This is a genomic window from Phaeobacter sp. A36a-5a (assembly GCF_037911135.1).
GTDB classification, from domain to species: Bacteria; Pseudomonadota; Alphaproteobacteria; order Rhodobacterales; family Rhodobacteraceae; genus Phaeobacter; species Phaeobacter bryozoorum.
This window is the reverse complement of record NZ_JBBLYU010000001.1, coordinates 120,497-146,057: the sequence shown is the minus strand read 5'-3', so window position 1 is coordinate 146,057 and position 25,561 is coordinate 120,497. Positions and strand designations below refer to the sequence as shown.

26 protein-coding genes are annotated in these 25,561 nt (G+C 61.1%); 12 read left to right on the top strand and 14 right to left on the bottom strand.

Annotation, left to right across the window (positions count from 1 at the left end):
* Position 1: 1 nt before the first annotated feature.
* From WLQ66_RS00705 to WLQ66_RS00685, 5 genes are read right to left on the bottom strand one after another with little or no spacing between them, the layout of a single operon-like run.
* Positions 2-634 (bottom strand): histidine phosphatase family protein, encoded by a 633-nt coding sequence (locus tag WLQ66_RS00705; RefSeq protein WP_340544307.1) that lies wholly within the window; start codon positions 632-634, stop codon positions 2-4.
* A 25-nt stretch (positions 635-659) separates the two neighbouring features.
* Positions 660-1,691 (bottom strand): MaoC family dehydratase, encoded by a 1,032-nt coding sequence (locus WLQ66_RS00700; RefSeq protein WP_340544305.1) that lies wholly within the window; start codon positions 1,689-1,691, stop codon positions 660-662.
* Positions 1,691-1,894: a DUF1737 domain-containing protein gene (locus WLQ66_RS00695; RefSeq protein WP_340544304.1), complete on the bottom strand. Its 204-nt coding sequence runs from the start codon at positions 1,892-1,894 to the stop codon at positions 1,691-1,693. Before WLQ66_RS00695 ends, WLQ66_RS00700 begins: the two co-directional genes overlap by 1 nt.
* A 6-nt stretch (positions 1,895-1,900) precedes the next feature.
* A complete protein-coding gene (locus WLQ66_RS00690) occupies positions 1,901-2,449 on the bottom strand; it encodes an NnrU family protein (RefSeq protein WP_340544303.1) in 549 nt (182 codons plus the stop codon).
* Positions 2,450-2,484: 35 nt separating this feature from the next.
* Complete coding sequence (locus tag WLQ66_RS00685) at positions 2,485-3,339, bottom strand: HpcH/HpaI aldolase/citrate lyase family protein (protein WP_340544302.1); 855 nt, start codon at positions 3,337-3,339, stop codon at positions 2,485-2,487.
* 383 nt (positions 3,340-3,722) lie between these two features.
* On the opposite strand from WLQ66_RS00685, the gene WLQ66_RS00680 reads away from it, so the two are divergent.
* On the top strand, positions 3,723-4,052 hold the full coding sequence (locus WLQ66_RS00680; protein WP_340544300.1) for a hypothetical protein: 330 nt from the start codon (positions 3,723-3,725) through the stop codon (positions 4,050-4,052).
* 176 nt (positions 4,053-4,228) lie between these two features.
* Here WLQ66_RS00680 and WLQ66_RS00675 read toward each other — a convergent pair whose 3' ends face one another.
* The gene (locus WLQ66_RS00675; RefSeq protein ID WP_340544299.1) at positions 4,229-4,984 is read right to left on the bottom strand and encodes a sulfite exporter TauE/SafE family protein; all 756 of its coding nucleotides are present in this window, start codon (positions 4,982-4,984) and stop codon (positions 4,229-4,231) included.
* A 163-nt stretch (positions 4,985-5,147) separates the two neighbouring features.
* Here WLQ66_RS00675 and mdh point away from each other — a divergent pair, with 163 nt between their 5' ends.
* Positions 5,148-6,110 carry a malate dehydrogenase gene (gene mdh / locus WLQ66_RS00670; RefSeq protein ID WP_340544298.1) on the top strand — a complete coding sequence of 321 codons (963 nt, stop codon included), beginning with the start codon at positions 5,148-5,150 and terminating at the stop codon, positions 6,108-6,110.
* 103 nt (positions 6,111-6,213) lie between these two features.
* Here the strand turns inward: mdh and WLQ66_RS00665 are convergent, their stop codons facing one another.
* On the bottom strand, positions 6,214-6,756 hold the full coding sequence (locus tag WLQ66_RS00665) for an AAA family ATPase (protein ID WP_340544297.1): 543 nt from the start codon (positions 6,754-6,756) through the stop codon (positions 6,214-6,216).
* Positions 6,757-7,113: 357 nt separating this feature from the next.
* Between WLQ66_RS00665 and sucC the strand changes: the two genes are divergently transcribed.
* The 9 genes from sucC to WLQ66_RS00620 all read left to right on the top strand — a co-directional run bounded on the left by sucC (position 7,114) and on the right by WLQ66_RS00620 (position 17,033).
* Positions 7,114-8,307, top strand: a complete 1,194-nt coding sequence (gene sucC / locus WLQ66_RS00660) for an ADP-forming succinate--CoA ligase subunit beta (protein WP_340544296.1) — start codon at positions 7,114-7,116, stop codon at positions 8,305-8,307.
* A 4-nt stretch (positions 8,308-8,311) separates the two neighbouring features.
* Entirely contained in the window at positions 8,312-8,596 is a 285-nt protein-coding gene (locus tag WLQ66_RS00655; protein WP_340544294.1) for a hypothetical protein, read from the top strand.
* Position 8,597: 1 nt separating this feature from the next.
* Positions 8,598-9,482, top strand: a complete 885-nt coding sequence (gene sucD / locus WLQ66_RS00650; protein ID WP_340544293.1) for a succinate--CoA ligase subunit alpha — start codon at positions 8,598-8,600, stop codon at positions 9,480-9,482.
* Between the two features lie 265 nt (positions 9,483-9,747).
* Positions 9,748-12,705, top strand: coding sequence for a 2-oxoglutarate dehydrogenase E1 component (locus WLQ66_RS00645; protein ID WP_340544292.1), 2,958 nt, complete (start codon positions 9,748-9,750; stop codon positions 12,703-12,705).
* Positions 12,706-12,711: 6 nt separating this feature from the next.
* Entirely contained in the window at positions 12,712-14,265 is a 1,554-nt protein-coding gene (gene odhB / locus WLQ66_RS00640) for a 2-oxoglutarate dehydrogenase complex dihydrolipoyllysine-residue succinyltransferase (protein WP_340544291.1), read from the top strand.
* 6 nt (positions 14,266-14,271) lie between these two features.
* Positions 14,272-14,679 carry a hypothetical protein gene (locus tag WLQ66_RS00635; RefSeq protein WP_340544290.1) on the top strand — a complete coding sequence of 136 codons (408 nt, stop codon included), beginning with the start codon at positions 14,272-14,274 and terminating at the stop codon, positions 14,677-14,679.
* A 7-nt stretch (positions 14,680-14,686) separates the two neighbouring features.
* A complete protein-coding gene (locus WLQ66_RS00630; RefSeq protein ID WP_340544289.1) occupies positions 14,687-15,097 on the top strand; it encodes an MAPEG family protein in 411 nt (136 codons plus the stop codon).
* A gap of 107 nt (positions 15,098-15,204) precedes the next feature.
* Positions 15,205-16,602 (top strand): dihydrolipoyl dehydrogenase, encoded by a 1,398-nt coding sequence (lpdA, locus tag WLQ66_RS00625; RefSeq protein ID WP_340544287.1) that lies wholly within the window; start codon positions 15,205-15,207, stop codon positions 16,600-16,602.
* A gap of 116 nt (positions 16,603-16,718) precedes the next feature.
* Complete coding sequence (locus tag WLQ66_RS00620; RefSeq protein WP_340544286.1) at positions 16,719-17,033, top strand: EthD family reductase; 315 nt, start codon at positions 16,719-16,721, stop codon at positions 17,031-17,033.
* Positions 17,034-17,100: 67 nt separating this feature from the next.
* Here WLQ66_RS00620 and WLQ66_RS00615 read toward each other — a convergent pair whose 3' ends face one another.
* Genes WLQ66_RS00615 through WLQ66_RS00600 form a run of 4 tightly spaced genes read right to left on the bottom strand, consistent with a single transcriptional unit; the run spans position 17,101 to position 20,003 of the window.
* On the bottom strand, positions 17,101-17,706 hold the full coding sequence (locus tag WLQ66_RS00615) for a pyridoxamine 5'-phosphate oxidase family protein (RefSeq protein ID WP_340544285.1): 606 nt from the start codon (positions 17,704-17,706) through the stop codon (positions 17,101-17,103).
* Positions 17,684-18,433, bottom strand: coding sequence for a lysophospholipid acyltransferase family protein (locus WLQ66_RS00610; RefSeq protein WP_340544284.1), 750 nt, complete (start codon positions 18,431-18,433; stop codon positions 17,684-17,686). The genes WLQ66_RS00615 and WLQ66_RS00610 overlap by 23 nt, the downstream gene beginning before the upstream one ends.
* Positions 18,430-19,329 (bottom strand): cell division protein FtsX, encoded by a 900-nt coding sequence (locus tag WLQ66_RS00605; RefSeq protein ID WP_340544283.1) that lies wholly within the window; start codon positions 19,327-19,329, stop codon positions 18,430-18,432. Before WLQ66_RS00605 ends, WLQ66_RS00610 begins: the two co-directional genes overlap by 4 nt.
* Positions 19,326-20,003, bottom strand: a complete 678-nt coding sequence (locus WLQ66_RS00600) for a cell division ATP-binding protein FtsE (protein WP_340544281.1) — start codon at positions 20,001-20,003, stop codon at positions 19,326-19,328. Before WLQ66_RS00600 ends, WLQ66_RS00605 begins: the two co-directional genes overlap by 4 nt.
* Before the next feature lie 216 nt (positions 20,004-20,219).
* Between WLQ66_RS00600 and WLQ66_RS00595 the strand changes: the two genes are divergently transcribed.
* Positions 20,220-21,080, top strand: coding sequence for a zinc-ribbon domain-containing protein (locus tag WLQ66_RS00595; protein ID WP_340544280.1), 861 nt, complete (start codon positions 20,220-20,222; stop codon positions 21,078-21,080).
* A 67-nt stretch (positions 21,081-21,147) separates the two neighbouring features.
* On the opposite strand, the gene WLQ66_RS00590 is transcribed toward WLQ66_RS00595, so the two are convergent.
* Genes WLQ66_RS00590 through WLQ66_RS00580 form a run of 3 tightly spaced genes read right to left on the bottom strand, consistent with a single transcriptional unit; the run spans position 21,148 to position 25,532 of the window.
* A complete protein-coding gene (locus WLQ66_RS00590; protein ID WP_340544279.1) occupies positions 21,148-23,976 on the bottom strand; it encodes a DUF4175 domain-containing protein in 2,829 nt (942 codons plus the stop codon).
* 52 nt (positions 23,977-24,028) lie between these two features.
* Positions 24,029-25,294 (bottom strand): diaminopimelate decarboxylase, encoded by a 1,266-nt coding sequence (gene lysA / locus WLQ66_RS00585; RefSeq protein WP_340544278.1) that lies wholly within the window; start codon positions 25,292-25,294, stop codon positions 24,029-24,031.
* A gap of 52 nt (positions 25,295-25,346) precedes the next feature.
* A complete protein-coding gene (locus WLQ66_RS00580; RefSeq protein WP_340544277.1) occupies positions 25,347-25,532 on the bottom strand; it encodes a hypothetical protein in 186 nt (61 codons plus the stop codon).
* Positions 25,533-25,561: the final 29 nt, after the last annotated feature.

Here is a 25,561-nt window from a genome sequence, read left to right as displayed (position 1 = left end):
CCTATCGTTTTTCGCAGCCCGCCCGCTGTCCCGCAAACAGGGTCTCGATCGGCGCCCAGTGACCCAGCACCTGGCGGCTGTGCCGATCATAGGCGAACCAATTGCCGCCACCAGCGGACTGATCCCAGCGCCGGTCAATCGCCACGCCCCTCAAGGCGCAGTATAGCAGTGTGCCGACCGCCCCATGACCACAGAAAACTAGCGCTGAATCCGGGTAATCCTGCTCCACCGCCTGAACCTCCCGCTGGATCCGCGCCTGCGCATCCACAGCTCTCTCGCAGCCTCGTACCGACTGCGACGGCTTCGCAAAGAAGGCATCAGCCTGCACCTCAAAGGCGTCAGGCAAAAGATACCCTGTGCTGGAGCGATCGTTCTCATGCGTGTCCGGTCGACAGCTGACCAGCGCCCCAAGCGCGGCGGCCAGCGGCGCGGCGGTCTCGACCGCTTTGCGTTCGGCGCTGGCGATCACCGCCGCCTTGCCTGTCGGCTGCAATATCGTCAGACGCTGCGCCAGGTGCGCCACCCGCGCTGAGCCGATCGCGGACAGCCCCCAATCAGGCGGGGCGACAGCCGCGTCTATCTCCACCTGCGGATGCGTGATGTAAAGAACAGTGGCGGGATCAAGTTCGATCATTTCACACCCATTGATCCCGCGTAGGTCATCGTGGCATCAGCGCCCAATAGTCCAGATCCAACAGGACCTCGGGCCGATATTTGCCGTCATCCCCCTTGAGCTGGAACGGAGCACCGCCACTCGTCGCAACCAGACGTAACCGGATTGCCCCAACCCCGGGAGCCGCGGTTTCCGCCTTGTCCAGAACCTCCGACCAGGCGCGAATGGTCATGCCGGACGTGCAGGGGTTTGCGTGGGCGCCTCCATTCAGCCCCACGATCATCTGTGCATTGGCAAGGCCGTTGAACGACAGCGCCCGCGCCATGGAAATCACATGACCACCATAAATCAATCGTGAGCCATCAGGCCGCGCGGTGGTGTCGAAATGCACTTTGGCCGTGTTCTGCCACAGGCGCGTGGCCAGCATGTGCTCAGCCTCTTCAACAGTGACCCCGTCAATATGGTCTATCTGCTCGCCAACCTCATAGTCGCCCCAGCGATGCGTCTCGCCTGCCAGCGTGAAATCATAGTTGGAAAAATCCAGCCCGGCAGGAATGACCAGCTCCTCAGCAGAGATCACCCTGGCCAGGTCCGGAATGCAGGTCTCCGGCGCAGGGACGTCCAGATCGCCTTTGCGCACCATCACCCAGCGAACATAGTCAAGCACGCAATCATCATGTTGGTTGAGGCCACGCGTCCGCACGTAGACCACGCCGGACTTTCCGTTTGAGTTCTGCTTGACCCCAATCACCTCACTCTCGGCGCGCAGGGTGTCGCCCGGGTAAACAGGCAGGTGCCAGCGCCCCTCCGCATAACCGAGGTTCGCCACCGCATTCAGCGAAACATCCGGCACGGTTTTGCCAAAAACCATGTGAAACGCCGCCAGATCCTCCAGCGGCGATTGAGCCAGACCACATCCGCGCGCAAATTCATCCGAGGAATAGAGCGCATGTCGCGCCGGGTAGAGCGCATGATACAATGCGCGCTCCCCACCTGAAACCGTCCGCGGCACTGCATGATGCAGCACGTCGCCGACGGCATAGTCCTCAAAGAACCGGCCCGGATTGGTCTTGGCCATTAGTGATCTCCCAATTTGGTGTCAGGGGTATAGGTGCCGGGCACCTCTTTCACCACAGATTGACCACAGCGCATGATACCCTTCACCGGATCGAAGGTCTGGGTGGGACTGCCATAAAGCTCCCACCCTTTGTTCAGTGCATCGGTCACCTTGTGGCAGAAGGCCGAGGTGTCGTCCTCGGACAGAAAACGATAGAGTTTCATCAGCGATCACCCCGGAAACGGCGAAGGGCCAACCAGCCCGTGGATATAGCCGATCACCCCCAGAAGCACGATCGACGCGACAAGGAACATCCCATCTTTTGCGATGCTGCCTTTGGGGTTCGGGGTCCAGTTCGGCTCGGACCGGTTGATCACAACCATTTCAGCCAGCGCCCAGACGAGCATACTGCCAAAGAGCACAAAAGAGGCCGGATCCCAGTTCACCAGAAGATGCGCCACGGCCCACATCGCAAAGCCGAGCAGCATGGGGTGACGCAGCTTGTAAAACAGCGCCCCCTTGCTGGGGCCAGGACTGGTAAAGTAGAGGCCAAGCAACACCAGAGTGTTGTTGATATGGGTAAGAAACGGGGGCGGCAGCGCCAGATCGAAGGATTCGGCACTGCGGTAGCCGATCACCATCAAGACAACGCTTGCAAGCAGCGCAAGCGCCATCATCCCCTTGCCACGCCCCCCCATTGCGGCGCGCGCATCCGGCGCCAGCCTTTTGAAGAAATGCGCGCCCCACCAGATCAGGATGCCTAGAAGCAACAATGCCATGTCAGTCTCCCCAAGAAATATGACTGACCCAACGCCTAGGCGGAAAACGCCGCAATTGCATCCGCTTTTGCGAGAATTTCGCGGGCCGTGGCGACATGCAGGTTTTCGACGATCTTGCCATCGACCACCGCGACCCCCTGCCCCTCTGCTTCGGCTGCATCGAAGGCCGCGATCTGACGACGGGCGAGGTCAATCTCATCCTCTGAAGGAGCAAAGGCCGTATTCGCCACATCGACCTGCGCCGGATGGATCAGCGTCTTGCCGTCAAACCCCATGTCGCGGCCCTGGGCACACTCCACTGCAAGGCCCTCGCCATCCTTGAAGGCATTATAGACCCCGTCCACAATAATGACCCCTTCCGCCTTTGCCGCGAGCAGACATTGACCGAGCCCGGCCATCAACGGCAGCCGATCCGCGCGGAAACGGACCTGTAGCTCCTTGGCGAGATCGTTTGTGCCCATCACCATGCCCTGAAGCAGCGGGTGTGCGGCGATTTCTGCTGCGTTCAACATGCCGCGAGGCGTTTCCATCATTGCCCAGAGCGGCGTATCGCCTGTGACCTTGGACAGCTGATCCAAGTCAGCGGCAGAGGACACCTTGGGCAGCAGTATTGCATCGCAATCCATCTCGGCCGCCGCCTCTGCATCCGCGGCGCCCCAGCGGCTGTCCAGACCGTTGATCCGAACGATTTTCATCCGACCGCCATACCCCCCTTCGTCCAGTGCCGCCGCCAGCGTCGCCCGGGCGTTTTCCTTCTCATCGGCAGAAACGGCGTCCTCGAGGTCGAAGATAATCGCATCCACAGGCAGGCTGCGCGCTTTGTCGAGCGCGCGAGGCTTGGAACCGGGGATATAAAGTACCGAACGATAGGGACGTGTGCGCGGATCCATGAGCGACCTCCTGAGACATTTTGTTGCGCAAACGGGTACCCAAGTGAAAGGAAGCTTTCAAGTGAAATTACGCCGCAGCGCAGAATTCCCGACATCACACCGGTTGGAAACGAGTCACCGTGAAAACCTAAACACTTGGAACGATTTATTATTTTAAAGAAAAATCAAGGAGAACTCTGCGTTAATGGGATGTCAGCATCTATTTGCAACACTTTTCAGACCGGATGAGGACCGAACCAAAACGGCATGACCCTTCCGGGAGCGGGCGAACAGATCCGCGCAGACGATGACGCGATACCGGCGCGATGCATGACCCGCCCGGGTCGGATCACACGACCCGAGGGACCGCCCCGCTGCCGGATCTTCCGGAAAGGGTAAAACCCATGTTGAAGAAGACGTTTGAAGTTGCAGTTCTCAAAGGCGCCACGCTGGCGGCACTTGGTCTTATGGCCCTGCCGGCGGCGGCACAAACCAGCAATAACTGCGCGCCCCGCGATCAGGTCGTGAAACGGCTGGCTGAGCGCTACGGTGAAAGCCGCCAAAGCATTGGGATTGGCCAACGTGGTGTCGTGATGGAAACATTCGCCTCGGCCGACACTGGCAGCTGGACAATCACGATCACAACGCCGGGTGGGGTGACATGCCTTGTTGCCTCGGGCCAATCCTTTGAGTTCCTGGCTGAGGCGCTCCCGGCCGTCGACAGTGACGCCTGACAGACGGCCCTCCCGAAGACAGAGGACCACCTGCCCAATTGGTCGGTTCGTCTAGCGGCGGAGGGGAGCAGCAAACGGCCCTCTGCCAATCTGGCTGACCGGGACTACGGGCACGGATAAAGACACCTGGATTTCTCTGGCTCCGGCATTTTAAACCTTTGGGGCGGGGTCGATCATTAGGTCAACCCATCCCAGATCAGCTTGGTCCCCGTGGCCAGCAACAAAACATAGGTCAGTCCAAAAAATAGCGGCTCAGATACCCGGTGGTGCAGCCGCACCCCGATCCAGGCCCCCAGCAAGGCAAAGGGCGCCAACATCAGATCAAGTGTCAACGATGCCGGGGTCACCAACCCAAGCATCGCATAGGGCACGAACTTCGCCATATTCAGAACGCCAAACACCAATACGGTAGAGGCCTGATATTCCGTCTTGGTCATTTTGCGCCCCAGCAGATAGACCGCCGCCGGCGGCCCGCCGGCATGGCTTACAAAGCTGGTGAACCCCGCAACCAGTCCGGCCAACAGCCCGGTCACATCAGCGTTCTCACGCGGCTCTGCCAATCGCGCCCGCAGATGCCCCGACAGCTGCCAAGCCACAAACCCCACCGAGATGACACCGATGAGGATCCGCATGGCATCTGCGTCGACAGATCGGTAGAAGACAGCCCCCAACAGCACACCGGGCAAACCGCCGACAATCAGCAAAAGCGACTCGCGCATCCGCCAGCGCCCCCAGTACGGTCGGAGTGATGCCACATCAATCAGCATCAGCAACGGCAACATAAAGGCTAGTGCTACACCAGGCTCCACAATCAGAGCAAGAATCGAGGATGAGGCAAAGGCAGCACCAGAACCAAAGCCCGCCTTGGAAACACCCGCGAAGGTAACTGCCAGAACCGCCACCAGAAAAAACATAACCGTGATCTCGGGCATCTGAGAAATCCCTCTAAGTGCCTCATATGTCGATTTTTTAAACAGATCCGTCCGAAATGAACAGTCTGCGGCAGATCAGCCGTAGCCACGCAGGGATCTTGCGCCAAGACACAGAAGAGCTTAGTCCTCCCGGCAATCACAACCGGACCGGAGAGATATTCCAATGGCTCGACCCAAAATCGCCCTGATCGGCGCAGGCCAGATCGGCGGCACACTTGCCCACCTCGCAGCACTGAAAGAACTCGGCGACGTCGTCCTGTTCGACATTGCCGAAGGCACCCCTGAAGGCAAGGCGCTCGACATCGCAGAATCCGGTCCTTCGGAGGGCTTCGATGCCAAAATGAAGGGCACCCAGTCCTATGAGGACATTGCAGGCGCCGACGTCTGCATCGTCACGGCCGGTGTCCCGCGCAAGCCCGGTATGAGCCGCGATGACCTTCTGGGCATCAACCTCAAAGTTATGAAATCCGTCGGCGAAGGCATCCGTGACCACGCGCCGGACGCATTTGTGATCTGTATCACCAACCCGCTGGACGCAATGGTCTGGGCCCTGCGCGAGTTCTCGGGCCTGCCCCACGAGAAGGTCTGCGGCATGGCCGGTGTTCTGGACAGCGCCCGCTTCCGTCACTTCCTGGCTGAAGAATTCAACGTCTCCATGAGAGATGTCACCGCCTTTGTGCTGGGTGGACATGGCGACACGATGGTTCCGCTGACACGCTACTCCACCGTCGCGGGCATCCCGCTGCCGGACCTGGTGAAAATGGGTTGGACCAGCCAGGAGAAACTCGACGCGATCGTTCAGCGCACCCGTGACGGTGGCGCCGAGATTGTCGGCCTTCTGAAAACCGGGTCGGCCTTCTACGCGCCCGCCACCTCGGCGATTGAAATGGCAGAAGCCTACCTCAAAGATCAAAAGCGCGTCCTGCCCTGCGCGGCTTATGTTGATGGTGCTCTGGGCCTTAAAGGCATGTATGTTGGCGTGCCCACGGTGATTGGTGCCGGAGGTATCGAACGCGTCATCGACATCAAGATGACCGCAGACGAGCAGGCAATGTTCGACAATTCAGTCAACGCAGTCAAAGGCCTGGTCGAAGCCTGCAAAGGTATCGACGGCTCATTGGCTTGAATTCGACGGCAAGAAACAAGTCATTTTAGAAGGCCCGCCATCTTGGCGGGCCTTTTTCTTGCCGCACGGCCTCCAGCAGGAAGCCGCCCCCTCCCGTACCCAGTTAGATCCCAAGAAGGCGCAGCACGATATCGGCTCGAGCCGCAACAGTGGTTTTAGGCAGGACAACGACACGATAGCCGAGCCGTCGATAATCCATTACCAGGCGGTCATACTCCTCAACAGCCTGTCCGAAACCATGCTGCCGCTCGGCGTCCTGGCAATAGATCTCCGCCCAGGGCGGCGTTAGGACCACCAGATCGTGGTAGCGTTCGGATTTGGCCAGAATATCGCCAACAGGCCGTCCGGTGACATGCGACAACGCGACCGCCGCATCCACCATCCCCCGGTCAAAGAACACCCATCCCCGGGTAGAAGAAACGCCGCGGCGATCTTCGCGCGCAAGATCCATCGCCCGTCGCGAAAACGCTTCCATATTCACCCATGGCAGCGCAGCGCCGCTCCCCAGCTGTTCCTCGGCGACGATCCGACGCCCCGGCTCGGCCACGGTCGCAAACCCGCGCCGTCCCAACTCGGTCAGTAGAGTGGATTTTCCACCCCCTGAACATCCCGAAAGAATGACATGCCGCGCTGTCCCCTCGGTCATGAAGCCCCCCCTTTTGCATCATGGAAACTGCCCGTTGCCTCAGCGCTCGGGTGTTGGAAATCTCTGCCGTGCCCCGCTGAGACGGCGACCCCACATGCCCAGTTCGTGCCACACGCGCGGCGTCCGGGCGGTCGAATGCCGCATCCGGGCATCTTACGGTCGGTCAGGATCCAAACCCCTCCCATCGAATCAACTGCATTCACATTCCGTAAATTTGTGATCACACGCCGGAAAACTGTGATCACAAATTCGATAAATCTTCGGGAATTCTTTACCAGCTGTGAGAAAACCCTTTAAACATTGGCGCCATGACGGCGTATTAGACAAGACAATTGCAGCCAGACGGGACAGTTTCAGATGAACATCCACGAATATCAGGCCAAGGCCCTCCTCCGCAGCTACGGCGCGCCGGTTTCGGACGGGCGTGTGGTGCTCAAGGCAGAAGATGCCAAAACCGCAGCTGGTGAGCTGGACGGCCCGCTCTGGGTGGTTAAAGCTCAGATCCACGCAGGTGGCCGCGGCAAAGGCTCCTTCAAGGAAGCCGACGCGGGCGAAAAAGGCGGCGTGCGCCTGACCAAATCGGTCGAAGAAGCCGCTGACGAAGCCAAGAAAATGCTGGGCCGCACGCTTGTGACCCACCAGACCGGCCCGGCCGGCAAACAGGTGAACCGCATCTACATCGAGGCAGGCTCCGGCATTCAGACCGAACTTTACCTCGCACTGCTGGTGGACCGCCAGACCTCGCGCATTTCCTTTGTCTGCTCCACCGAGGGCGGCATGGACATCGAGGAAGTGGCGGAAGCCACCCCCGAGAAGATCCTGTCCTTCTCCGTTGATCCGGCAACCGGCTACCAGCCCTTCCACGGCCGCCGCATCGCCTTCTCGCTGGGTCTTGAGGGCCAGCAGATCAAGCAATGCGTCAAACTGATGGGCCAGCTCTACAAGGCATTTGTCGAAAAAGACATGGAAATGCTGGAGATCAACCCGCTGATCGTCTCCGACAGTGGCGATCTGAAGGTCCTGGACGCCAAGGTCGGTTTCGACGGCAACGCGGTTTACCGCCACGCCGATATCTCCGAGCTGCGCGACACCACCGAGGAAGACCCCAAGGAACTGGAAGCCTCCAAATACGATCTGAACTACATCGCGCTCGACGGTGAGATCGGCTGCATGGTGAACGGTGCGGGTCTGGCGATGGCCACCATGGACATCATCAAGCTCTACGGTGCCGAGCCTGCGAACTTCCTCGATGTTGGTGGCGGCGCCACCAAGGAGAAAGTGACCGAGGCGTTCAAGATCATCACCTCTGACCCGAATGTCAAAGGCATCCTCGTCAACATCTTTGGCGGTATCATGCGCTGCGACGTCATCGCCGAGGGCGTGGTTGCCGCGGTGAAAGAGGTCGGCCTGAAGGTGCCGCTGGTTGTTCGTCTCGAGGGCACCAACGTGGAAGCCGGCAAAGACATCATCAACAACTCCGGTCTTGATGTCATCGCAGCTGACAACCTGTCCGACGGCGCCGAGAAGATCGTGAAAGCGGTTAAGGGCTGATCGAATGGTTGAGCTGTTCGCAGCAACGTTAGCGGTAGCCGTTGGCTTTTGCGCGGTGAGTTTTCAACGCTCGTCTCGCAAGTCCTTTGCCTTCGGCATCGCAAGCGCTGTTTTGTGGACAGCTTCGATCGGGCTGCTTTGGCTTAATCAGACAGCCTTCCCGAATGACGAAACCAAAAGGGAAGTGGGAGAAATACTGGCGTTGGCGCCGTTGATGCTCGCGATCCCTTTCTCCGCAATTGCATTCGTCCTGCTACTCGCCGGATGGAAAACGAAAAAGGAGGCCTAAAATGGCAATCCTCGTAGACGAAAACACCAAGGTCATCTGTCAGGGCTTTACCGGCTCGCAGGGCACATTCCACTCTGAACAGGCCATTGCCTATGGCACCAAGATGGTCGGCGGCGTGACACCGGGCAAAGGTGGCCAGACCCACCTGAACCTGCCGGTGTTCAACTCCGTGCACGAAGCCAAGCACGTCACCGAGGCGAATGCCTCCGTGATCTACGTGCCACCGCCCTTCGCGGCTGACTCCATCCTTGAGGCCATCGACGCCGAAATGGAGCTGATTGTCTGCATCACCGAGGGCATCCCGGTTCTGGACATGATGAAGGTGAAGCGCGCGCTGGAAGACAGCAAATCGCGTCTGATCGGCCCGAACTGCCCCGGCGTCATCACTCCAGATGCCTGCAAGATCGGCATCATGCCTGGCCACATCCACAAGCGTGGCTCGGTCGGCGTTGTGTCCCGCTCGGGTACCCTGACCTATGAAGCTGTTAAGCAGACCGCCGATATCGGTCTCGGCCAGTCCACCGCTGTGGGCATCGGCGGCGACCCGATCAAGGGCACCGAGCACATCGACGTGCTGGATATGTTCCTGGACGATCCGGAAACCGAATCCATCATCATGATCGGTGAGATCGGTGGCTCCGCTGAAGAAGAAGCGGCAGAATTCATCGCCGAGCAGAAGAAAAAAGGCCGTTGGAAGCCGGTCGCTGGCTTCATCGCAGGCCGTACCGCCCCTCCGGGCCGTCGCATGGGCCACGCCGGCGCGATCGTCGCAGGCGGCAAAGGTGGCGCAGAGGACAAGATCGAAGCGATGAAATCCGCTGGTATCGTTGTGGCTGACAGCCCGGCCACCCTGGGCGAGGCCGTTCTGAAAGCTATCGGCAAATAATGCCGAAGGCTGCCTCATATGGCATCAAGGACCAAATCCCGGACGGGCACACCCTGTCTGTCCGGGAACCGAGCGGCTGTCCGGGCCGCTCGTCTTCCCGTTTCAGGGATCCTTTTGCAGATAAGATTGTTACCTCCAGAGGCCGTTCTTATCTGCTGCAGGATTCCGAGGGCGTTTTACTCTTCTGAAACGCCTTCTGATCAGGCTGCAACGCATTGACCCAAGGTCGCACCAAAACCGGTCCCAACCCGCAAGAGGTACTCTCATGACCGACCAGAGCCCTAACGATCTCTTCCATGCCTCCTCCTTCATGCAGGGGCACAACGCGGAGTATCTGGAGCAGCTCTATGCCCAATATGCCAATGACCCCAACGCGGTGGATGCCGCCTGGGCGGAGTTTTTCCGGCAGATGGGGGACGCAGAGCTCGACGTGAAGGCCGAGGCCGCAGGCCCCTCTTGGGCGCGCTCCGACTGGCCGCCTGCTCCCAATGACGACCTGACGGCCGCGCTGACCGGCGAATGGCCCGCCCCGGAAGAGAGCAAGAGCGCCGGCAAGAAGATCAAGGACAAGGCTGCCGCCAAGGGTGTCGAAGTGACCGACGATCAGGTCCAGCGCGCCGTGCTGGATTCGATCCGCGCACTGATGCTGATCCGCGCCTACCGGATCCGCGGCCATCTGGCAGCAAATCTTGATCCGCTCGGTATGCGCGAGGACGCCCAGCACCCCGAGCTGGATCCGCGCACCTACGGCTTCAGCGAAGCCGACATGGATCGCCCGATTTTCATAGACAATGTTCTGGGTCTTCAGGTCGCCTCGATGCGCCAGATCGTGAACATCGTGAAACGCACTTACTGCGGCACCTTTGCCCTGCAGTACATGCACATCTCAGACCCCGAGCAGGCCAGCTGGCTGAAGGAGCGGATTGAGGGCTACGACAAGGAAATCACCTTCACCCGCGAAGGGCGCAAGGCGATCCTAAACAAAATGGTCGAGGCCGAGGGCTTCGAGAAATTCCTGCACGTCAAGTACATGGGCACCAAACGCTTTGGCCTTGATGGCGGCGAGAGCCTGATCCCGGCGATGGAACAGATCATCAAGCGCGGTGGCGCGCTTGGGATCCGAGACATCGTGATCGGGATGCCGCACCGGGGCCGCCTGTCGGTGCTCGCCAATGTGATGCAGAAACCCTACAAGGCGATCTTCAACGAATTTCAGGGTGGCAGCTTCAAACCCGAAGACGTGGATGGATCGGGCGATGTGAAATATCATCTTGGCGCGTCGTCAGATCGTGAATTCGATGGCAATTCCGTCCACCTGTCGCTGACCGCCAACCCCTCTCACCTCGAAGCGGTAAACCCGGTGGTTCTGGGCAAGGTGCGCGCCAAGCAGGATCAGCTGAAAGACCACGATCGCAGCAAGGTTCTGCCGATCCTGTTGCACGGTGATGCGGCCTTTGCCGGCCAGGGGGTCGTGGCGGAATGCTTCGCCCTGTCAGGGCTGCGCGGCCACAAGGCAGGTGGCACCATGCATATCGTGGTGAACAACCAGATCGGCTTTACCACCGCACCGCATTTCTCTCGCTCCTCGCCGTATCCCACCGACAACGCGCTGGTGGTTGAGGCGCCGATCTTCCACGTCAACGGCGATGACCCGGAAGCGGTGGTCCATGCCGCGAAGGTCGCGACCGAGTTCCGGCAGAAGTTCCACAAGGACGTGGTTCTGGATATCTTCTGCTACCGCCGGTTTGGTCACAACGAGGGCGACGAGCCCATGTTCACCAACCCTCTGATGTACAAGAAGATCAAGGGCCACAAGACCACGCTGTCGCTTTATACCGAACGTCTGGTGAAGGACGGGCTGATCCCCGAGGGCGAGATTGAGGATATGAAAGCCTCGTTCCAGGCTCGCCTGAACGAGGAATTCGAAGCCGGAAAGAACTATAAGCCGAACAAGGCGGACTGGCTGGACGGACGCTGGTCGCACCTCGACAAGCACGGCGCCAAGTATCAGCGCGGCCGTACCGCCATCAAGCCGGACACCCTGAACGAAATCGGCACCGCACTTTCACGCGTGCCGGAGGGCTTCCCGATCCACAAGACCATCGGCCGTTTCCTTGAAGCCCGTGGCAAGATGTTCGAGACCGGTGAAGGCATCGACTGGGCGACCGGTGAGGCACTCGCCTTTGGCTCGCTGCTGACTGAAGGCTACCCTGTCCGCCTCGCCGGTCAGGATGCCACGCGCGGCACCTTCTCGCAGCGCCATTCCGGCATCGTGAACCAGGAGACCGAAGAGCGCTACTATCCGCTGAACAACATCCGCAGCGGCCAGTCGCAGTATGAGGTGATCGATTCCGCCCTGTCGGAATATGCTGTCCTCGGGTTCGAGTATGGCTACTCGCTGGCGGAACCCAATGCGCTGACCCTGTGGGAGGCCCAGTTCGGCGATTTCGCCAACGGCGCCCAGATCATGTTCGACCAGTTCATCTCCTCCGGCGAGTCCAAATGGCTGCGTATGTCAGGCCTCGTCTGCCTGCTGCCGCACGGGTTCGAAGGTCAGGGCCCGGAGCATTCCTCCGCCCGTTTGGAACGCTTCCTGCAGATGTGCGGCCAGGACAACTGGATTGTGGCGAATTGCACGACACCGGCAAACTACTTCCACATTCTGCGTCGTCAGCTGCACCGCACCTTCCGCAAGCCGCTGATCATGATGACGCCGAAATCGCTGCTGCGTCACAAGCTGGCGGTCAGCAAGGCCGAGGAGTTCACCACCGGCTCAAGCTTCCACCGGGTGCTGTGGGATGATGCACAGCACGGCAACTCCGACACCAAGCTGGTGGCCGACGACAAGATCAAGCGCGTGGTGCTCTGCTCTGGCAAGGTCTACTATGACTTGCTGGAAGAACGTGACGCGCGCGGCATCGACGACATCTACCTGATGCGGATCGAACAGTATTATCCCTTCCCTGCCATCTCCCTCGTAAAAGAGCTGGAGCGCTTTAAGGGCGCCGAGATGGTCTGGTGCCAGGAAGAGCCCAAGAACCAGGGTGCCTGGACGTTCATCGAGCCGAATATCGAATGGGTGCTGACCCGTATCGGCGCCAAGAACAGCCGCCCGATCTATGTCGGTCGCGCCACATCGGCCTCACCCGCGACGGGTCTGGCCAGCGAACACAAAGCCCAACAAGCTGCGCTCGTCAACGAAGCGCTGAGCATCGAAGGATAACACCCTATGACCACCGAAGTTCGCGTGCCCACCCTGGGCGAATCCGTGACCGAAGCCACCGTTGCCACCTGGTTCAAGAAACCCGGTGATGCCGTAGCGGCTGATGAAATGCTCTGTGAGCTGGAGACTGACAAGGTCACCGTCGAAGTCCCCGCCCCTGCCGCAGGCACCCTGGGTGAAATCGTCGCCGCCGAAGGCGAGACCGTAGGGGTCGACGCCCTTCTGGCCACCATCTCCGAAGGTGCGTCCTCCGGCGCCGCAACCTCGGGTGCGCCCAAGAGCGATACCACGCCAGCCGCTGACACCGGTGACAAGGCGGGGGCCAGCACCGATGTGATGGTCCCCACTCTCGGTGAATCGGTCAGCGAAGCCACCGTCTCGACCTGGTTCAAGAAGGTCGGCGATACCGTCGCGCAGGATGAAATGCTCTGTGAGCTGGAAACCGACAAGGTCTCGGTCGAAGTGCCCGCGCCGGTCTCCGGCGTTCTGACCGAAATCACCGCCGCAGAAGGCAGCACTGTGGATGCAACGGCCAAACTTGGTGTGATCTCCGGTGGCGACGCCGGCGCCGTCACCCCCGAGCCGACAAAGGCAGAAACCGCCGGTGGTGCGCAATACACCACACCTCCTGCAGGTCAGGGCGGTCCCGCAAAGGATGTCGCCAATGCGCCCTCCGCAGAGAAAGCCATGGCCGAGGCCGGTCTGTCCGCAGATCAGGTCCAGGGCACCGGTCGCGATGGCCGCATCATGAAGGACGATGTCGCCCGCGCTGTGGCTGCGGCCGCAGCGGCACCGGCGGCTACTGCCTCGGCGCCCGCAGCTGCCGCTCCGGTGCGCGCACCTGTGGCAGCCGACGACGCCGCGCGCGAAGAACGGGTGAAAATGACCCGCCTGCGCCAGACCATCGCCAAGCGTCTGAAGGACAGCCAGAACACCGCGGCCATGCTCACCACCTACAACGAGGTCGACATGACCGAGGTGATGGCCCTGCGTAACGAGTACAAGGATCTGTTCCTGAAGAAGCACGGTGTGAAACTGGGCTTCATGTCCTTCTTCACCAAGGCCTGCTGCCACGCGCTCAAGGAAGTGCCCGAGGTCAATGCCGAGATCGACGGCACCGACATCGTCTACAAGAACTTTGTGCACATGGGCATCGCCGCAGGCACGCCCACGGGACTGGTGGTTCCGGTCATCCGCGACGCCGATGCAATGTCCTTTGCTGACATCGAAAAAGCGATAGCCGAAAAAGGCGCGCGCGCCCGCGACGGCAAGCTGTCGATGGCAGAAATGCAGGGCGGCACCTTCACCATCTCCAACGGTGGTGTCTATGGCTCGCTGATGTCCTCGCCGATCCTGAACCCACCGCAGTCCGGTATCCTTGGCATGCACAAGATCCAGGACCGCCCGATGGCGATCAACGGCAAGGTGGAAATCCGCCCGATGATGTATCTGGCGCTATCCTACGACCACCGCATCGTCGACGGCAAAGGTGCCGTGACCTTCCTCGTGCGCGTCAAGGAAGCGCTGGAAGATCCCCGCCGGTTGTTGATGGATCTGTAGGATAGCATGCGCGCGCTGTTCCAGATTACGGAGAAGGGCCGGGCGGCTGATGGCCGCCGCCTCGCAGCGCGCGCAACTCTTGTTCAGCTCGCCGTTGTCTGGGGGCTGTTCGCCGTTATTGGCACGCTGGAGATTGCTGCTGGGAATGAGATTGCGCCCTACTCGCAAGCGATGGTAGCGGTTTGCATATTCTATATCTTTTTTCTCTATGCTCTCGCCCGCGATTGGGCGGTAGTGGGCATTCTTTACGGTGGATACCTTCTGCTAGGATTTTTTGTTGGCAGCAATCTTATCGGGTTGGGCTTGCTTTACGCTCTTGGCACCATCGTTTCCAGTATCCTGAACTTCGTGGCTCTGTGCGGCATCGTGATCTGGCTGCGAAACCGATCTGCAACCTCTACAAGCATTGTGTAAGGTCTAGATGCCCCCTGAACTCACCGCCCTCACCCTCGCCGCCCTTCTGCAGGTGTTTCAGATCGCCCTGATGGCGGTGCCTGCGAACCTTGAGCTGGGTCAGGGCAAAACGCTTGGCCCGCGCGACCGGGATCGTCTCGGCGGTGATCTGCGCGATCAGCTCTCGACCCGCACCGCGCGTCTACACAGGGCGATGTCAAACCACTTTGAGGGGCTGATCCTCTTCGGGATCGCCTGCCTGGTGGTGTCACTGGCGGGCAAGTCAACCGGGTTCACCGCGGCCTGCGCCTATGCCTACCTCGGCGCGCGCGTCCTCTACATTCCCGCCTATGCCTTTGGCTGGGTCCCGTGGCGCTCGCTGATCTGGTCTGTGGGCTACCTCGCAACCACCCTCATGCTGATTGCGGCCCTGACATGAGCCGTCATCTTTCCCAAAATACTCCGGGGGAGGCCCCGCCAGGGGCCGGGGGCAGCGCCCCCTTTCCCCATGATCTTCATCGCTAACCCCTCAAGGAGCACATCAATATGGCATCCTATGACGTGATCGTAATCGGCGCCGGCCCCGGTGGCTATGTCTGCGCTATCCGCTGCGCCCAGCTGGGCCTCAAGACCGCAGTGGTCGAGGGCCGCGAAACCCTCGGCGGCACCTGCCTCAATGTCGGCTGTATCCCGTCAAAGGCACTCTTGCACTCCACCCATCTGCTGCATGAGGCCGAGCACAACTTCGCCCATATGGGTCTCAAGGGCAAAAGCCCCTCGGTCGACTGGGCACAGATGAAATCCTACAAGGAAGAGGTCATCGGCCAGAACACCGGTGGCATCGAATTCCTCTTCAAGAAGAACAAGATCGACTGGATCAAGGGCTGGGCTTCCATCCCGGAGGCTGGCAAGGTCAAGGTGGGCGATGACACCCATGAGGCAAAGAACATCGTGATTGCCTCCGGCTCCGTTCCCTCGGCTCTGCCGGGCGTCGAGGTCGACAATGACAAGGGCATCGTGGTGGATTCCACCGGCGCACTGGACCTGCCGAAGATCCCAAAGAAAATGGTGGTAATCGGCGCTGGCGTCATCGGTCTGGAGCTGGGCTCGGTCTATGCCCGCCTGGGCAGCGAAGTCACCGTGGTGGAATATATGGACGCCGTCTGCCCCGGTATGGACAAGGACGTTCAGCGCAGCTTCAAGCGGATCCTTGAAAAACAGGGCCTGACCTTTGTGATGGGCGCGGCCGTCCAAGGGGTCGATGCCGCCAAGACCAAGGCAAAGGTGAAGTACCAGCCGAAAAAAGGCGGCGACGAAGAGGTGATCGACGCAGATGTGGTGCTGGTAGCGACGGGTCGCAAACCCTATGCGGAGGGGCTGGGGCTGGACGCCCTCGGCGTCAAGATGACCGAACGGGGTCAGATCGCCACCGACTCCCAATGGGCGACCAATGTCAAAGGCGTCTATGCCATCGGTGACGTCATCGAAGGTCCTATGCTGGCCCATAAAGCCGAAGACGAAGGCATGGCCGTTGCCGAGGTGATTGCGGGCAAACATGGCCACGTCAACTACGGCGTGATCCCTGGCGTGGTCTACACCACACCGGAGGTGGCCACCGTCGGCCAGACCGAAGATGCGCTGAAAGCCGAAGGTCGCAAGATCAAGGTGGGTAAGTTCATGTTCATGGGCAACGCCCGCGCCAAAGCGGTGCATCAGGCAGAAGGCGGCTTCGTCAAGCTGATCGCCGATAAGGAAACCGACCGCATCCTGGGCGCTTCGATCATTGGCCCGGCAGCCGGTGACCTGATCCACGAAATCTGTGTAGCGATGGAGTTCGGCGCCTCCGCCGAGGATCTGGCGCTGACCTGCCACGCACATCCGACCTATTCCGAAGCTGTCCGCGAAGCGGCGCTGGCCTGCGGTGACGGTCCGATCCACAGCTGAATGGAGCAGCGCAGGAAACCGGGTGCCCTACCCGGGCTCCGCCTGCTAGATATCTAACCCACACCAGAGCGGCCCATCCATGGTGGGCCGCTTTCTCATGAACCGGAGCCTCTACCATGACTGTCAGCCTGCAAGTGATCTACCCCGCCTCCGCCGACGCGACGTTTGACTATGATTATTATGAGACCACCCACCTGCCACTGGTCGAAGAACATTTTGGCGATCTGATGGAAACCGTCGAGGCATCGCGCGGGATTGCAAGCGGCCCGGATATTCCGCCGGCCTATCTGCTGATCGCCACGATCACCTTTCCAGATATGGACACATTGGACCGCGCGATGGGCGAAAAAAGCGGACCAATCATCGACGACGTCGCCAATTTCACCAATGTGCGTCCGCAGATCCTTGTCGGTGAGGTCTTGATGAGCTGACCCTGCTCTGCCACCCGGGCGAACCCTGCTGTGAAAGCCCGGATGGGGCATTCACAGCCGCTCCCGGTTACCAGAGGGTCTTGGCTGCACGGGGCGCCCAGGCCTGGTCATAGGCGACACCGCCCTCTTGCCCTGCGGTCTGCTCGGCCAGGATCTCGCCCATAGAAGGAAGCCCCGCGCTTTCGTCGCCTGAGGTCCAGGTCCGAGCCCGCATCAGCGCGCGGGCGCACTGGCTGTAGATCTCGCCAATCTCGATCACAATCACTGTGCGCGGCTGCTTGCCGTTCTTGTCGAACCGGGCCAACATCGCCGCATCTGCAGTGACCCGTGCCCGCCCGTTGACCCGCACCACATTGTTTGACCCCGGTACCAGAAACATCAGCGAAACCCGGGGGTCCCGCAGGATGTTTCGCAAACTGTCGATACGGTTGTTACCGCGCCAATCCGGCAGCGCGAGCGTTCCGGGATCCAGCTCCAGCACCACCGGACCATCATCACCGCGCGGGCTGTCATCGGTCCCCTCCGGCCCAACGGTGGCCAACATGCATAGTCGCGATGCCATGATCCACTGCCGGTACAGCGGCGTCATCTGCCGTGCCACCTTGCGCAGGGACGGTGTTCCCGGAGCGCCATAAAGCGCCTCCAACTCATCAACTGTGCTGAGAAATTCCATCGACCTTGAACCCCGCTTCCTGCATCAACTTGTCTGAATGTGTCTCAACTTCGCGCTCCAGCGTGGCCATGAAGGCATCGCGGTCCAGTCCCGGGGCGATAGCAGGCAGAAATTCCACAACGCCCAACCCCGGTTTGCGCATGATCCCGGTGCGTGGCCAGAACAACCCCACATTGGTCGCCGCAGGCACACAGGGCTGCTCCAGCGCGGCATAAAGGACGCCAGTGCCGATCTTGTAGGGCCGGTCAACCCCCGGCGCGACCCGCGTGCCTTGCGGATAGATCACCAGCTGGCCGGGTTCTGCAAATTCTGCCGCCACGTCCTTGACCATGCGGGCAATGGCATTGCCCTTCTTGCCACGGTTGACCGGCACACAGCCCAGGCGCTTGGCATAAATGCCGATAATCGGCGTCCACAACAGCTCACGTTTCATGATGAACTTGGCTGCTGGCGTGGCGTGAAAGATAATCAGAATATCCAGAAAACTCTGATGTTTGGCCGCAATGATCACCTCATCGGTCGGGACCTCGCCACGCACCTCCGTACGCAGGCCCAGCATCCAACGCGCGCACCACAGCACATAACCGGCATAGCTGCGACAGGCCACCCGGGCACCGCGCGGCGAGACCAGGGCCCATGGCGCAAAGACCAGACCGAAGATCAGCATCATCACATAGATCTGAATCATGAACACGGCCGAGAGCAGCCATCTAAACGCAGTTTTCACGCCAAATCTCCAAGACGTTTGTTGGCCGCACGGGTGGTCGCGGCAAAGGCGACAAGCGCACCAAGCAGAGGGATGCAGAGTGGCAGGAGCCAGCTCCAGCCTTGAAAGCCAAGCCCGGTCAGGAACCCGCCCTCGCGGGAGGCTTCGGGCATCAGCCAGACCCCGAGCATTCCCAGCGCCATGCCAACGCTGGCACCAAATAGCGCGCGCAGGGTGAAACGCCGGATAAAGGCCTGAGCGATATAGGTGTCCAGCGCGCCGACGAGACGCAGCACCTCAATCACCTGGGCATTGGCCGCAAGCGCTGCATTCGCAGCAAGGGTGATCATCGCCGCGGTGGCCCCGCCGATCAACAGGATGGACACCCAGGCCAACCGCCGCAGCGCCTGGGCAGCATCCACCAGCGGCGCCCGCCAGCGCGTGTGATCATCCAAGATCGCACCCGGAACCTCAGCCTGAAGGCGCAAGCGCAGACCGGTCTCATCATAGCCCGGATCGCCCTCGATCACTTCGATCAGCTGTGGGATCGGCAGCGTATCCAGCGGCAGTTTGGTGCCAAACCATGGCGCCAACAGAGCCGCCTGTTCCTCGCGGCTCAGCGCACGAGCCGAGGCGACACCCGGCGTCTGTTCCAGAATGGTCATTGCCGCCTCGGTCTGGGCAGCACGCTGCTCCGCCGGTGCATTGATCCGTAGCGTGGCCGCGCGCGCCAGTTCCTCTGCCCAGCGATCTGCCAAACGGCCGGAGGCCAGCGACAGCGCCAAGGCAAAAACCGCCAGAAACGCCATAGCACCAGAGACAAACAAAGTCAGCTGGGCGGTAAATCCACTGGGCGGAACAACACGGTCAGCCTGGGCATCCCCGACAATCAGGTTGCGCAAACGGGTCAGTTTCATAGGTCCGCTCCGGCCTGCTGAAGCTGGCGGTTCGAAATCCGCAGGACTCGTGCCTGAACCTGCTTCTTGGCGGCCCGGATCAACGACAGATCATGTGTCGCAACCAGAACGGTTTTGCCCATGTGATTCAATTCCACCAACAATTGCAGCAGCCGCTGCGACATGTCCCAATCCACGTTGCCAGTTGGTTCATCGGCGATGATCACCTCAGGCGAGAGGATCACCGATCTGGCCAGCGCCGCGCGCTGCCGCTCGCCACCAGAGAGCTCCGGAGGGGTGGCATGGGCGCGCTCCGACAGGCCAACCCAGTTCAACAGCTCGCGCAGATTAGCCTCTTCCTGGGTGATATCCCGCCCGGAGACCGTCAACGGCAACGCGATATTCTCCAGAACCGGCAGGTGATCGAGGAACCGGCAATCCTGGTGGACCACCCCGATGCGGCGGCGCAGATAGGCCATCTGGTCACGATCCAGCCCCTTGATATCCATGTTGAAAGCACGTGCGCGGCCTGACGTTGGTGTCAGCGCGCCATAGCAAAGTTTCAACAGGGTGGTCTTGCCTGCGCCCGATGGGCCTGTCAGGAAATGGAACGACCCCGGTGCCAGCTGCACCGACACGTCGCTCAGCAGTTCCCCGCCACCGTAGTTGTACCCCACATTGTCCAGCTCGATCACGGCGGTCCCCTTTTGGTCACCGGTGTTTTGCCCGACTGTGCGCCCAGTTTCAATGGTCCGCGCTGTTGCCACGCCACCCCGGCTGAAACAGTCCGTTCAGATGAGAGCGATTGGCTCTTTCGTGGAAAGACGGAACTGCCTATGATTATTCAACAATCACCCGCCGACAGCCGCCCGGCCCCCCCGGGAGCCACCTCAGGTCCCAAGGAGTGACCCATGCGACTGACATGTCCGAACTGTGCCGCCCAATATGAGGTGCCGGATGATGTGATCCCCGATGAGGGGCGCGACGTGCAATGTTCCAACTGCGGGCAAACGTGGTTTCAGGCTGGCCGTGCGATTGAGGCGGAGGATGACCCGAGCATTTCCCCCGCTGCGGAACCCGGCGACGATATAGCCCCGGTTGAGGACGAAATCGGCGCCCCTGATCCCGCTTCCCTTACGGCGACACAAGACGATGATATCGTGGAAGACGCGCCGGAGGAGGAGACCGCAGAGCCTGATCAGCAGGATGAAATCCAGAATCAACCGCCAGAGATCACAGCCACGTCGCGAGGTCTTGACCCGACGATCAGCGATATTCTGCGCGAGGAGGCTGAGCGTGAAGCCCGGCTGCGCGCCGCTGAAAGCAACAGCTTGCAAACACAGACGGATTTGGGACTGGATTCTCTGCCGGAAGAAGAATCCGCCCGCCGTGCCCGCGAAGCCCGCGAGCAGATGGCCCGGATGCGTGGCGAAGATCCCCAGCAGCTCTCCACCTCGGAAACCGAATCCCGTCGCGGATTGCTGCCCAATATCGACGAAATCAACTCGACCCTGCGATCCGGTGAAGGGCCTGCGGCCCCGATCGCACCACCAGTCGATGCACCGGCCCCAAGGAAAAAGCGGAACTTTGCGCGGGGCTTTGCCTTTGCACTGTTGATCGCGCTGGGTCTTGCCATGGCCTATGATAACGCGCCCCTGATCGCCCAGAAGCTGCCACAGGCGGATCCCTACCTCAGCACCTATGTCGCCAAGGTGGACGCGGCGCGGCTGTGGCTAGATACGCAGGTGCGTGCCTTCACAGTGCAGCAGTAGAACCGCAGCCGACGGTACCGGCGACCGATCGGACACGAACGGTCGCCCCGCAGGTCCACCGCCGTCGTCAGAAGCGATCCAGAAGACGCTCGAGATAGCTTCGCTCAGTCTCGCTACGGCTGCGCTCTCCGGCGCGGCGGCGGATCTCTTCAAGAAGATCCCAGGCGCGGCGATAGGCCTGCCCTTCGCTGAACTGCCCGTCGGAAACACCACCATCACCCTGTTCCCCATTGCGTCGGCCAAGCGGATCCATTTGGTTGCCTTGGCTTGAGCTGCTGGTGCGCCCCTGCGCCTGTCCCTGACCCGGTTGCTGCTGTTCGGCCATTGCCTCTCCCAGCGCGCGCATTCCCTCTCGCAGAGCTTCCATCGCGTCGGACTGGCGGTCGATGGCCTCGGCGAGGTCACCCTGCCGCAAAGCCTCCTCCGCCCCATCCATGGCCCGTCCGGCATCATCAAGCGCATCACGCGTCGCCTGACCGCCTTCGCCATTGCCAAGCGGGAGGCCATCCCGCTGCGCCCGCAACTGATCGCGAAGAGCTTGCTGGCGATCAGCCAGCGACCCGGCAGGACCCTGTGTGCCGCCCTGCGGAGTGTTGGCGCCGCCACCCTGCCCGGTCCCATCATTATCAGGCGCGCGCTGTCCCTGACCACCCTGACCGGGCTGCCGATCACCGCTGGGGTCGCCGGAGCCGGGCCTGTCGCCTTGGCCACCCTGATTGCCCTGACCGCCCTCGTGGGACTCCCCACGTCCCAGGCCGCCATTGCGCCCTTCATTTCCCTGACTTTCGCCGCGACGTGCACCGGGATTGAACTGCTCCTGCAAATCCCGAAATGCCTGATCCGACAAGCCCTGCTGCTCACGCAGGGTTTCGGCCAACCCCTCCATGCTCTGCTCTCCGGGGCTGCCATCCTGACCTTCCTGCCCTTGGGTGACACGCATGTTTTCCATCATCTGCTGGAACTCGCGCAGCGCCTGCTCGGCCTCGGCCATCCGGCCCTGTTCCATCAGCTCCTGAATACGATCCATCATCGCCTGAAGATCCTGCTGAGTGAGCTGCATGGCGTTCTCATCCGGAGCGCCTTGCGGCTGCCCGTCATTGCCCTGCTCCTGCGCCTGTCGCTGCAACTGACGCAGATAGTCCTGCGTGGCATCGCGCAGCTGTTGCATCAGACGGGCAATCTCTTCATCGCTGGCACCATCACGCATCGCTTGGCTCAGCTGCTCCTGAGCGCGCTGCATGCGGGCAAGAGCGTCGCCGACATCGCCTTCCTCCAGCTGGATTGCCAAATCCCAGAGCGCTTCAGCCAACGCGTCCTGCTGCTCTGGCCCAAGCGTTCCTGCGTTGCTGTGCTGTTCCAGACGACGAAGGATAGTGCGCAGACGCAGATAATCCCCATGGTCGTGGAACACTTCGGCCGGATAGATCGACAGGGCGCGCAGGACCTGGGCCACCCGCGGCGCATTGGCACGCGCCCAGAGCAGATCGCGCCGCTGCTCTGCCACCGCTGCGGCCATCGGATCAAAGAAACGCCGGGTCACCAACGGCGCCCTGAGCACCTCTGCCTCGGTCTCCTGCCCCTTGGCGTCCTGTGCGACCATACGGTAGCTGACCGGCATGTTGGCCCAGGGGTGTTTGGCGAAGGCCTCGATCACCTGCTCGTCGAAGCTGTGGCGATCACCGGTCAGCGGCAGTGGCAGGTCCAGAACAATCGGCTCCCGCGTATCTGGTTCGGCTGCCAGCCCATGGCTCCGATCAATCTCGGCCATATCCAGCGAGATTTCGACCTGACCAGCCGCCACGCCGTAATCGTCACTGGCGGTATAGGCAAGCGAGGTCGTATCATCGGACTCCAGCGTCGGCTCTCCCATAATGGCAATCGTCGGAGGCAGGTCCTCAATCAGCGTCACATCCCAGCTGCGCCCTCCGGTGCCATTGATGGTCAATGTCCCGTCGCGGGTGATCACGAAACTCTGCTCAGCCGCGGCGGCAGAGGGCACGTCTCCGGTGCGCCCCGAGAGAGTTTCATCCAGTGTAAGATCTCCGACCTCACCGTAAAACCGCAGGGTCAGGCGGCTGTTTTCGGGCAGGGTCAGAACCGGCTCGGACTGATCATTGAGATAAAGCACCGGCAGACCGGTGTAGCGCGGCGGTTCGATCCAGCCCTCCCATGTCGGCCCTGCTGCCGCATTCACCGCGCCGGGGGCCATCTCGCCAAGGCTACCAACCCGCCAGATGGAGCCGAAGAGCATGGCAACCGATAGCGCCAGAAGTGCCAGATAGCGCAGCGCAAAGGGGTCAGCGCGCGCGACTGACAGATTGGGTTTAGGGGCAACTGCGGTGGCGGCGCGCGCCTGCATCCGCCGCTGATGCGCCTGCCACAGGGCTTGCGACGCCGGATCATCCGACCCGATGGCCTGCGCGTCCAGCAGCGCCGCAATAGGATGTCCGGGCAGCGTCATATCCAGACGAGCCAGGGCGTCGGACAGACTGGGCATTCTGAACCGCCAGCCCCCAAAGCCAATCGCGACTGCCGCAGCCAACACCAGCAGCACGGCCCCCACCCAGACCAGTTCGATCGGCAACTGCTCGTGCAGGCCCAACATCACAGCGGCAAGCGCCAGCATCAGTAGCGAAACCAACGGCCAGAAGGCGCGCACCAGACGTTCCGACAACAGCCCCACCCAGGTCAGCCGCAACGGCCAGCGAAGCCGCACAAGGCGCGGATCTGAGAGCCTCGGGCCTGAGCCGCGACCTGTTGGGATCGGATCGGACGGCAGATCGGAACCGCCGTCTTTCCGCGAGTACCCGCCCTCCGCCTGCGGGCGCGCCGGTGAACCCGGCGCGGCGGCAGATGTCGCGTCAGCCTTGCGGCGAAACTTGGGGTCGTTGACCATGCGGGCGGCGCCTCCGATCAGCCCTGCGCCGCGTCAGATGTCGCGGTACCCGTCAGAGCCACTCCGGGATGGTATCGCGGTTTATCATTTCGTCAAAGTCCGGACGTCGGCGGATAACCGCGAATTGATCCCCATTGACCAGCACTTCAGGGATCAACGGGCGCGAGTTATATTCGCTCGACATCACTGCGCCATAGGCGCCAGCACTGCGGAAAGCCACCAGATCCCCCGCTTCCAGGGGCGGCATATCGCGATGGCGCGCAAAGGTATCGCCAGTTTCGCAGACCGGTCCAACGATATCATATGGACGCTGCTCCACTCCGGCGTCGGCTTCGATCACCGGAACAATCTCGTGATGCGCCTCATACATGGCGGGGCGGATCAGATCATTCATGGCGCCGTCGATGATCAGGAAATCCCGGTCCTCGCCGGATTTCACATAGATCACCTTGCTCACCATGATGCCGGCATTGCCGGCAATCAGACGCCCCGGTTCGATTTCGATCTCACACCCAAGATGCCCCAAGGTGCGCTGTACCATAGCGCCGTATTCAACCGGCAACGGTGGCGTATCGTTCGAGCGGGTGTAGGGAATACCAAGGCCACCGCCAAGGTCGAGACGGTGAATCTCATGACCATCAGCGCGCAGCTGCTCGGTCAGTTCCGCCACTTTCTGATAGGCCAGCTCGAACGGGGCCAGTTCGGTCAGCTGCGAGCCGATATGTACGTCAATGCCGATCACCTTCAGCCCTGGCAGGCTGGCGGCACGGGCATAGACTTCCCGCGCCCGCGCAATCGGAATGCCGAATTTATTCTCAGACTTGCCCGTCGCGATCTTGGCGTGAGTCTTTGCATCGACATCCGGGTTCACGCGTACAGTGATCGGCGCCACAACGCCCAGTTCCTGCGCAACCGCGTTGATCACGTCCATTTCCGGCTCGGATTCGACATTGAACTGACGGATACCACCGCTCAGGGCGGTTCGGATCTCGTCCTCGGTCTTGCCGACGCCCGAAAACACAATCTTGTCACCGGGAACCCCGGCCGCCTTGGCGCGCAGATATTCGCCCTTGCTGACCACATCCATGCCGGCGCCGGCCTGTGCCAGCGTTTTCAGGATCGCCTGATTGCTGGCTGCCTTCATTGCGTAGCAGACCAGATGATCCATCTCCTTCAGCGCATCATCAAAGAGGTGGAAATGGCGCAGCAGTGTCGCCGTTGAATACAGGTAAAACGGAGTGCCCACAGCAGCCGCGATCTCGGCCACCGGCACATCTTCGGCGTAGAGAGCGCCGTCACGATAGAGAAAATGATCCATAGATCGCGCTTAGACCAGAACCGGGGCGCGGATCAAATGATTCCGCTCAGGGTCAGACGCCCAGATAGACGCTGAGTGGCCCTTTGTGCAGGCCAAGGCTGCCGCCCGCGTGGACGCCGCTGCTGGACACGCCAACTCCGGCATTGAGCGAGGGTCGTACCGGCTCTCCGTCGACCCCGCAGGCCGCAAGACCCACGCAGGCCACCAGAATACCCAGGATCAGAACGGTTTTCTGCATATTGATCCCTTTCGATCTGGGCGGTTGCG

Coding starts and splice junctions, on each gene's coding strand:
- WLQ66_RS00630 (WP_340544289.1), top strand. CDS start 14,687: ATGCCCCCTGAACTCACCGCCCTCACCCTCGCCGCCCTTCTGCAGGTG.
- WLQ66_RS00695 (WP_340544304.1), bottom strand. CDS start 1,894: ATGAAACTCTATCGTTTTCTGTCCGAGGACGACACCTCGGCCTTCTGC.
- WLQ66_RS00615 (WP_340544285.1), bottom strand. CDS start 17,706: ATGGAATTTCTCAGCACAGTTGATGAGTTGGAGGCGCTTTATGGCGCT.
- odhB (WP_340544291.1), top strand. CDS start 12,712: ATGACCACCGAAGTTCGCGTGCCCACCCTGGGCGAATCCGTGACCGAA.
- WLQ66_RS00580 (WP_340544277.1), bottom strand. CDS start 25,532: ATGCAGAAAACCGTTCTGATCCTGGGTATTCTGGTGGCCTGCGTGGGT.
- WLQ66_RS00590 (WP_340544279.1), bottom strand. CDS start 23,976: ATGGTCAACGACCCCAAGTTTCGCCGCAAGGCTGACGCGACATCTGCC.
- WLQ66_RS00645 (WP_340544292.1), top strand. CDS start 9,748: ATGACCGACCAGAGCCCTAACGATCTCTTCCATGCCTCCTCCTTCATG.
- WLQ66_RS00690 (WP_340544303.1), bottom strand. CDS start 2,449: ATGGCATTGTTGCTTCTAGGCATCCTGATCTGGTGGGGCGCGCATTTC.
- WLQ66_RS00675 (WP_340544299.1), bottom strand. CDS start 4,984: ATGCCCGAGATCACGGTTATGTTTTTTCTGGTGGCGGTTCTGGCAGTT.
- lysA (WP_340544278.1), bottom strand. CDS start 25,294: ATGGATCATTTTCTCTATCGTGACGGCGCTCTCTACGCCGAAGATGTG.
- WLQ66_RS00595 (WP_340544280.1), top strand. CDS start 20,220: ATGCGACTGACATGTCCGAACTGTGCCGCCCAATATGAGGTGCCGGAT.
- lpdA (WP_340544287.1), top strand. CDS start 15,205: ATGGCATCCTATGACGTGATCGTAATCGGCGCCGGCCCCGGTGGCTAT.
- WLQ66_RS00655 (WP_340544294.1), top strand. CDS start 8,312: ATGGTTGAGCTGTTCGCAGCAACGTTAGCGGTAGCCGTTGGCTTTTGC.
- mdh (WP_340544298.1), top strand. CDS start 5,148: ATGGCTCGACCCAAAATCGCCCTGATCGGCGCAGGCCAGATCGGCGGC.
- WLQ66_RS00620 (WP_340544286.1), top strand. CDS start 16,719: ATGACTGTCAGCCTGCAAGTGATCTACCCCGCCTCCGCCGACGCGACG.
- sucD (WP_340544293.1), top strand. CDS start 8,598: ATGGCAATCCTCGTAGACGAAAACACCAAGGTCATCTGTCAGGGCTTT.
- WLQ66_RS00605 (WP_340544283.1), bottom strand. CDS start 19,329: ATGAAACTGACCCGTTTGCGCAACCTGATTGTCGGGGATGCCCAGGCT.
- sucC (WP_340544296.1), top strand. CDS start 7,114: ATGAACATCCACGAATATCAGGCCAAGGCCCTCCTCCGCAGCTACGGC.
- WLQ66_RS00705 (WP_340544307.1), bottom strand. CDS start 634: ATGATCGAACTTGATCCCGCCACTGTTCTTTACATCACGCATCCGCAG.
- WLQ66_RS00635 (WP_340544290.1), top strand. CDS start 14,272: ATGCGCGCGCTGTTCCAGATTACGGAGAAGGGCCGGGCGGCTGATGGC.
- WLQ66_RS00700 (WP_340544305.1), bottom strand. CDS start 1,691: ATGGCCAAGACCAATCCGGGCCGGTTCTTTGAGGACTATGCCGTCGGC.
- WLQ66_RS00680 (WP_340544300.1), top strand. CDS start 3,723: ATGTTGAAGAAGACGTTTGAAGTTGCAGTTCTCAAAGGCGCCACGCTG.
- WLQ66_RS00685 (WP_340544302.1), bottom strand. CDS start 3,339: ATGGATCCGCGCACACGTCCCTATCGTTCGGTACTTTATATCCCCGGT.
- WLQ66_RS00665 (WP_340544297.1), bottom strand. CDS start 6,756: ATGACCGAGGGGACAGCGCGGCATGTCATTCTTTCGGGATGTTCAGGG.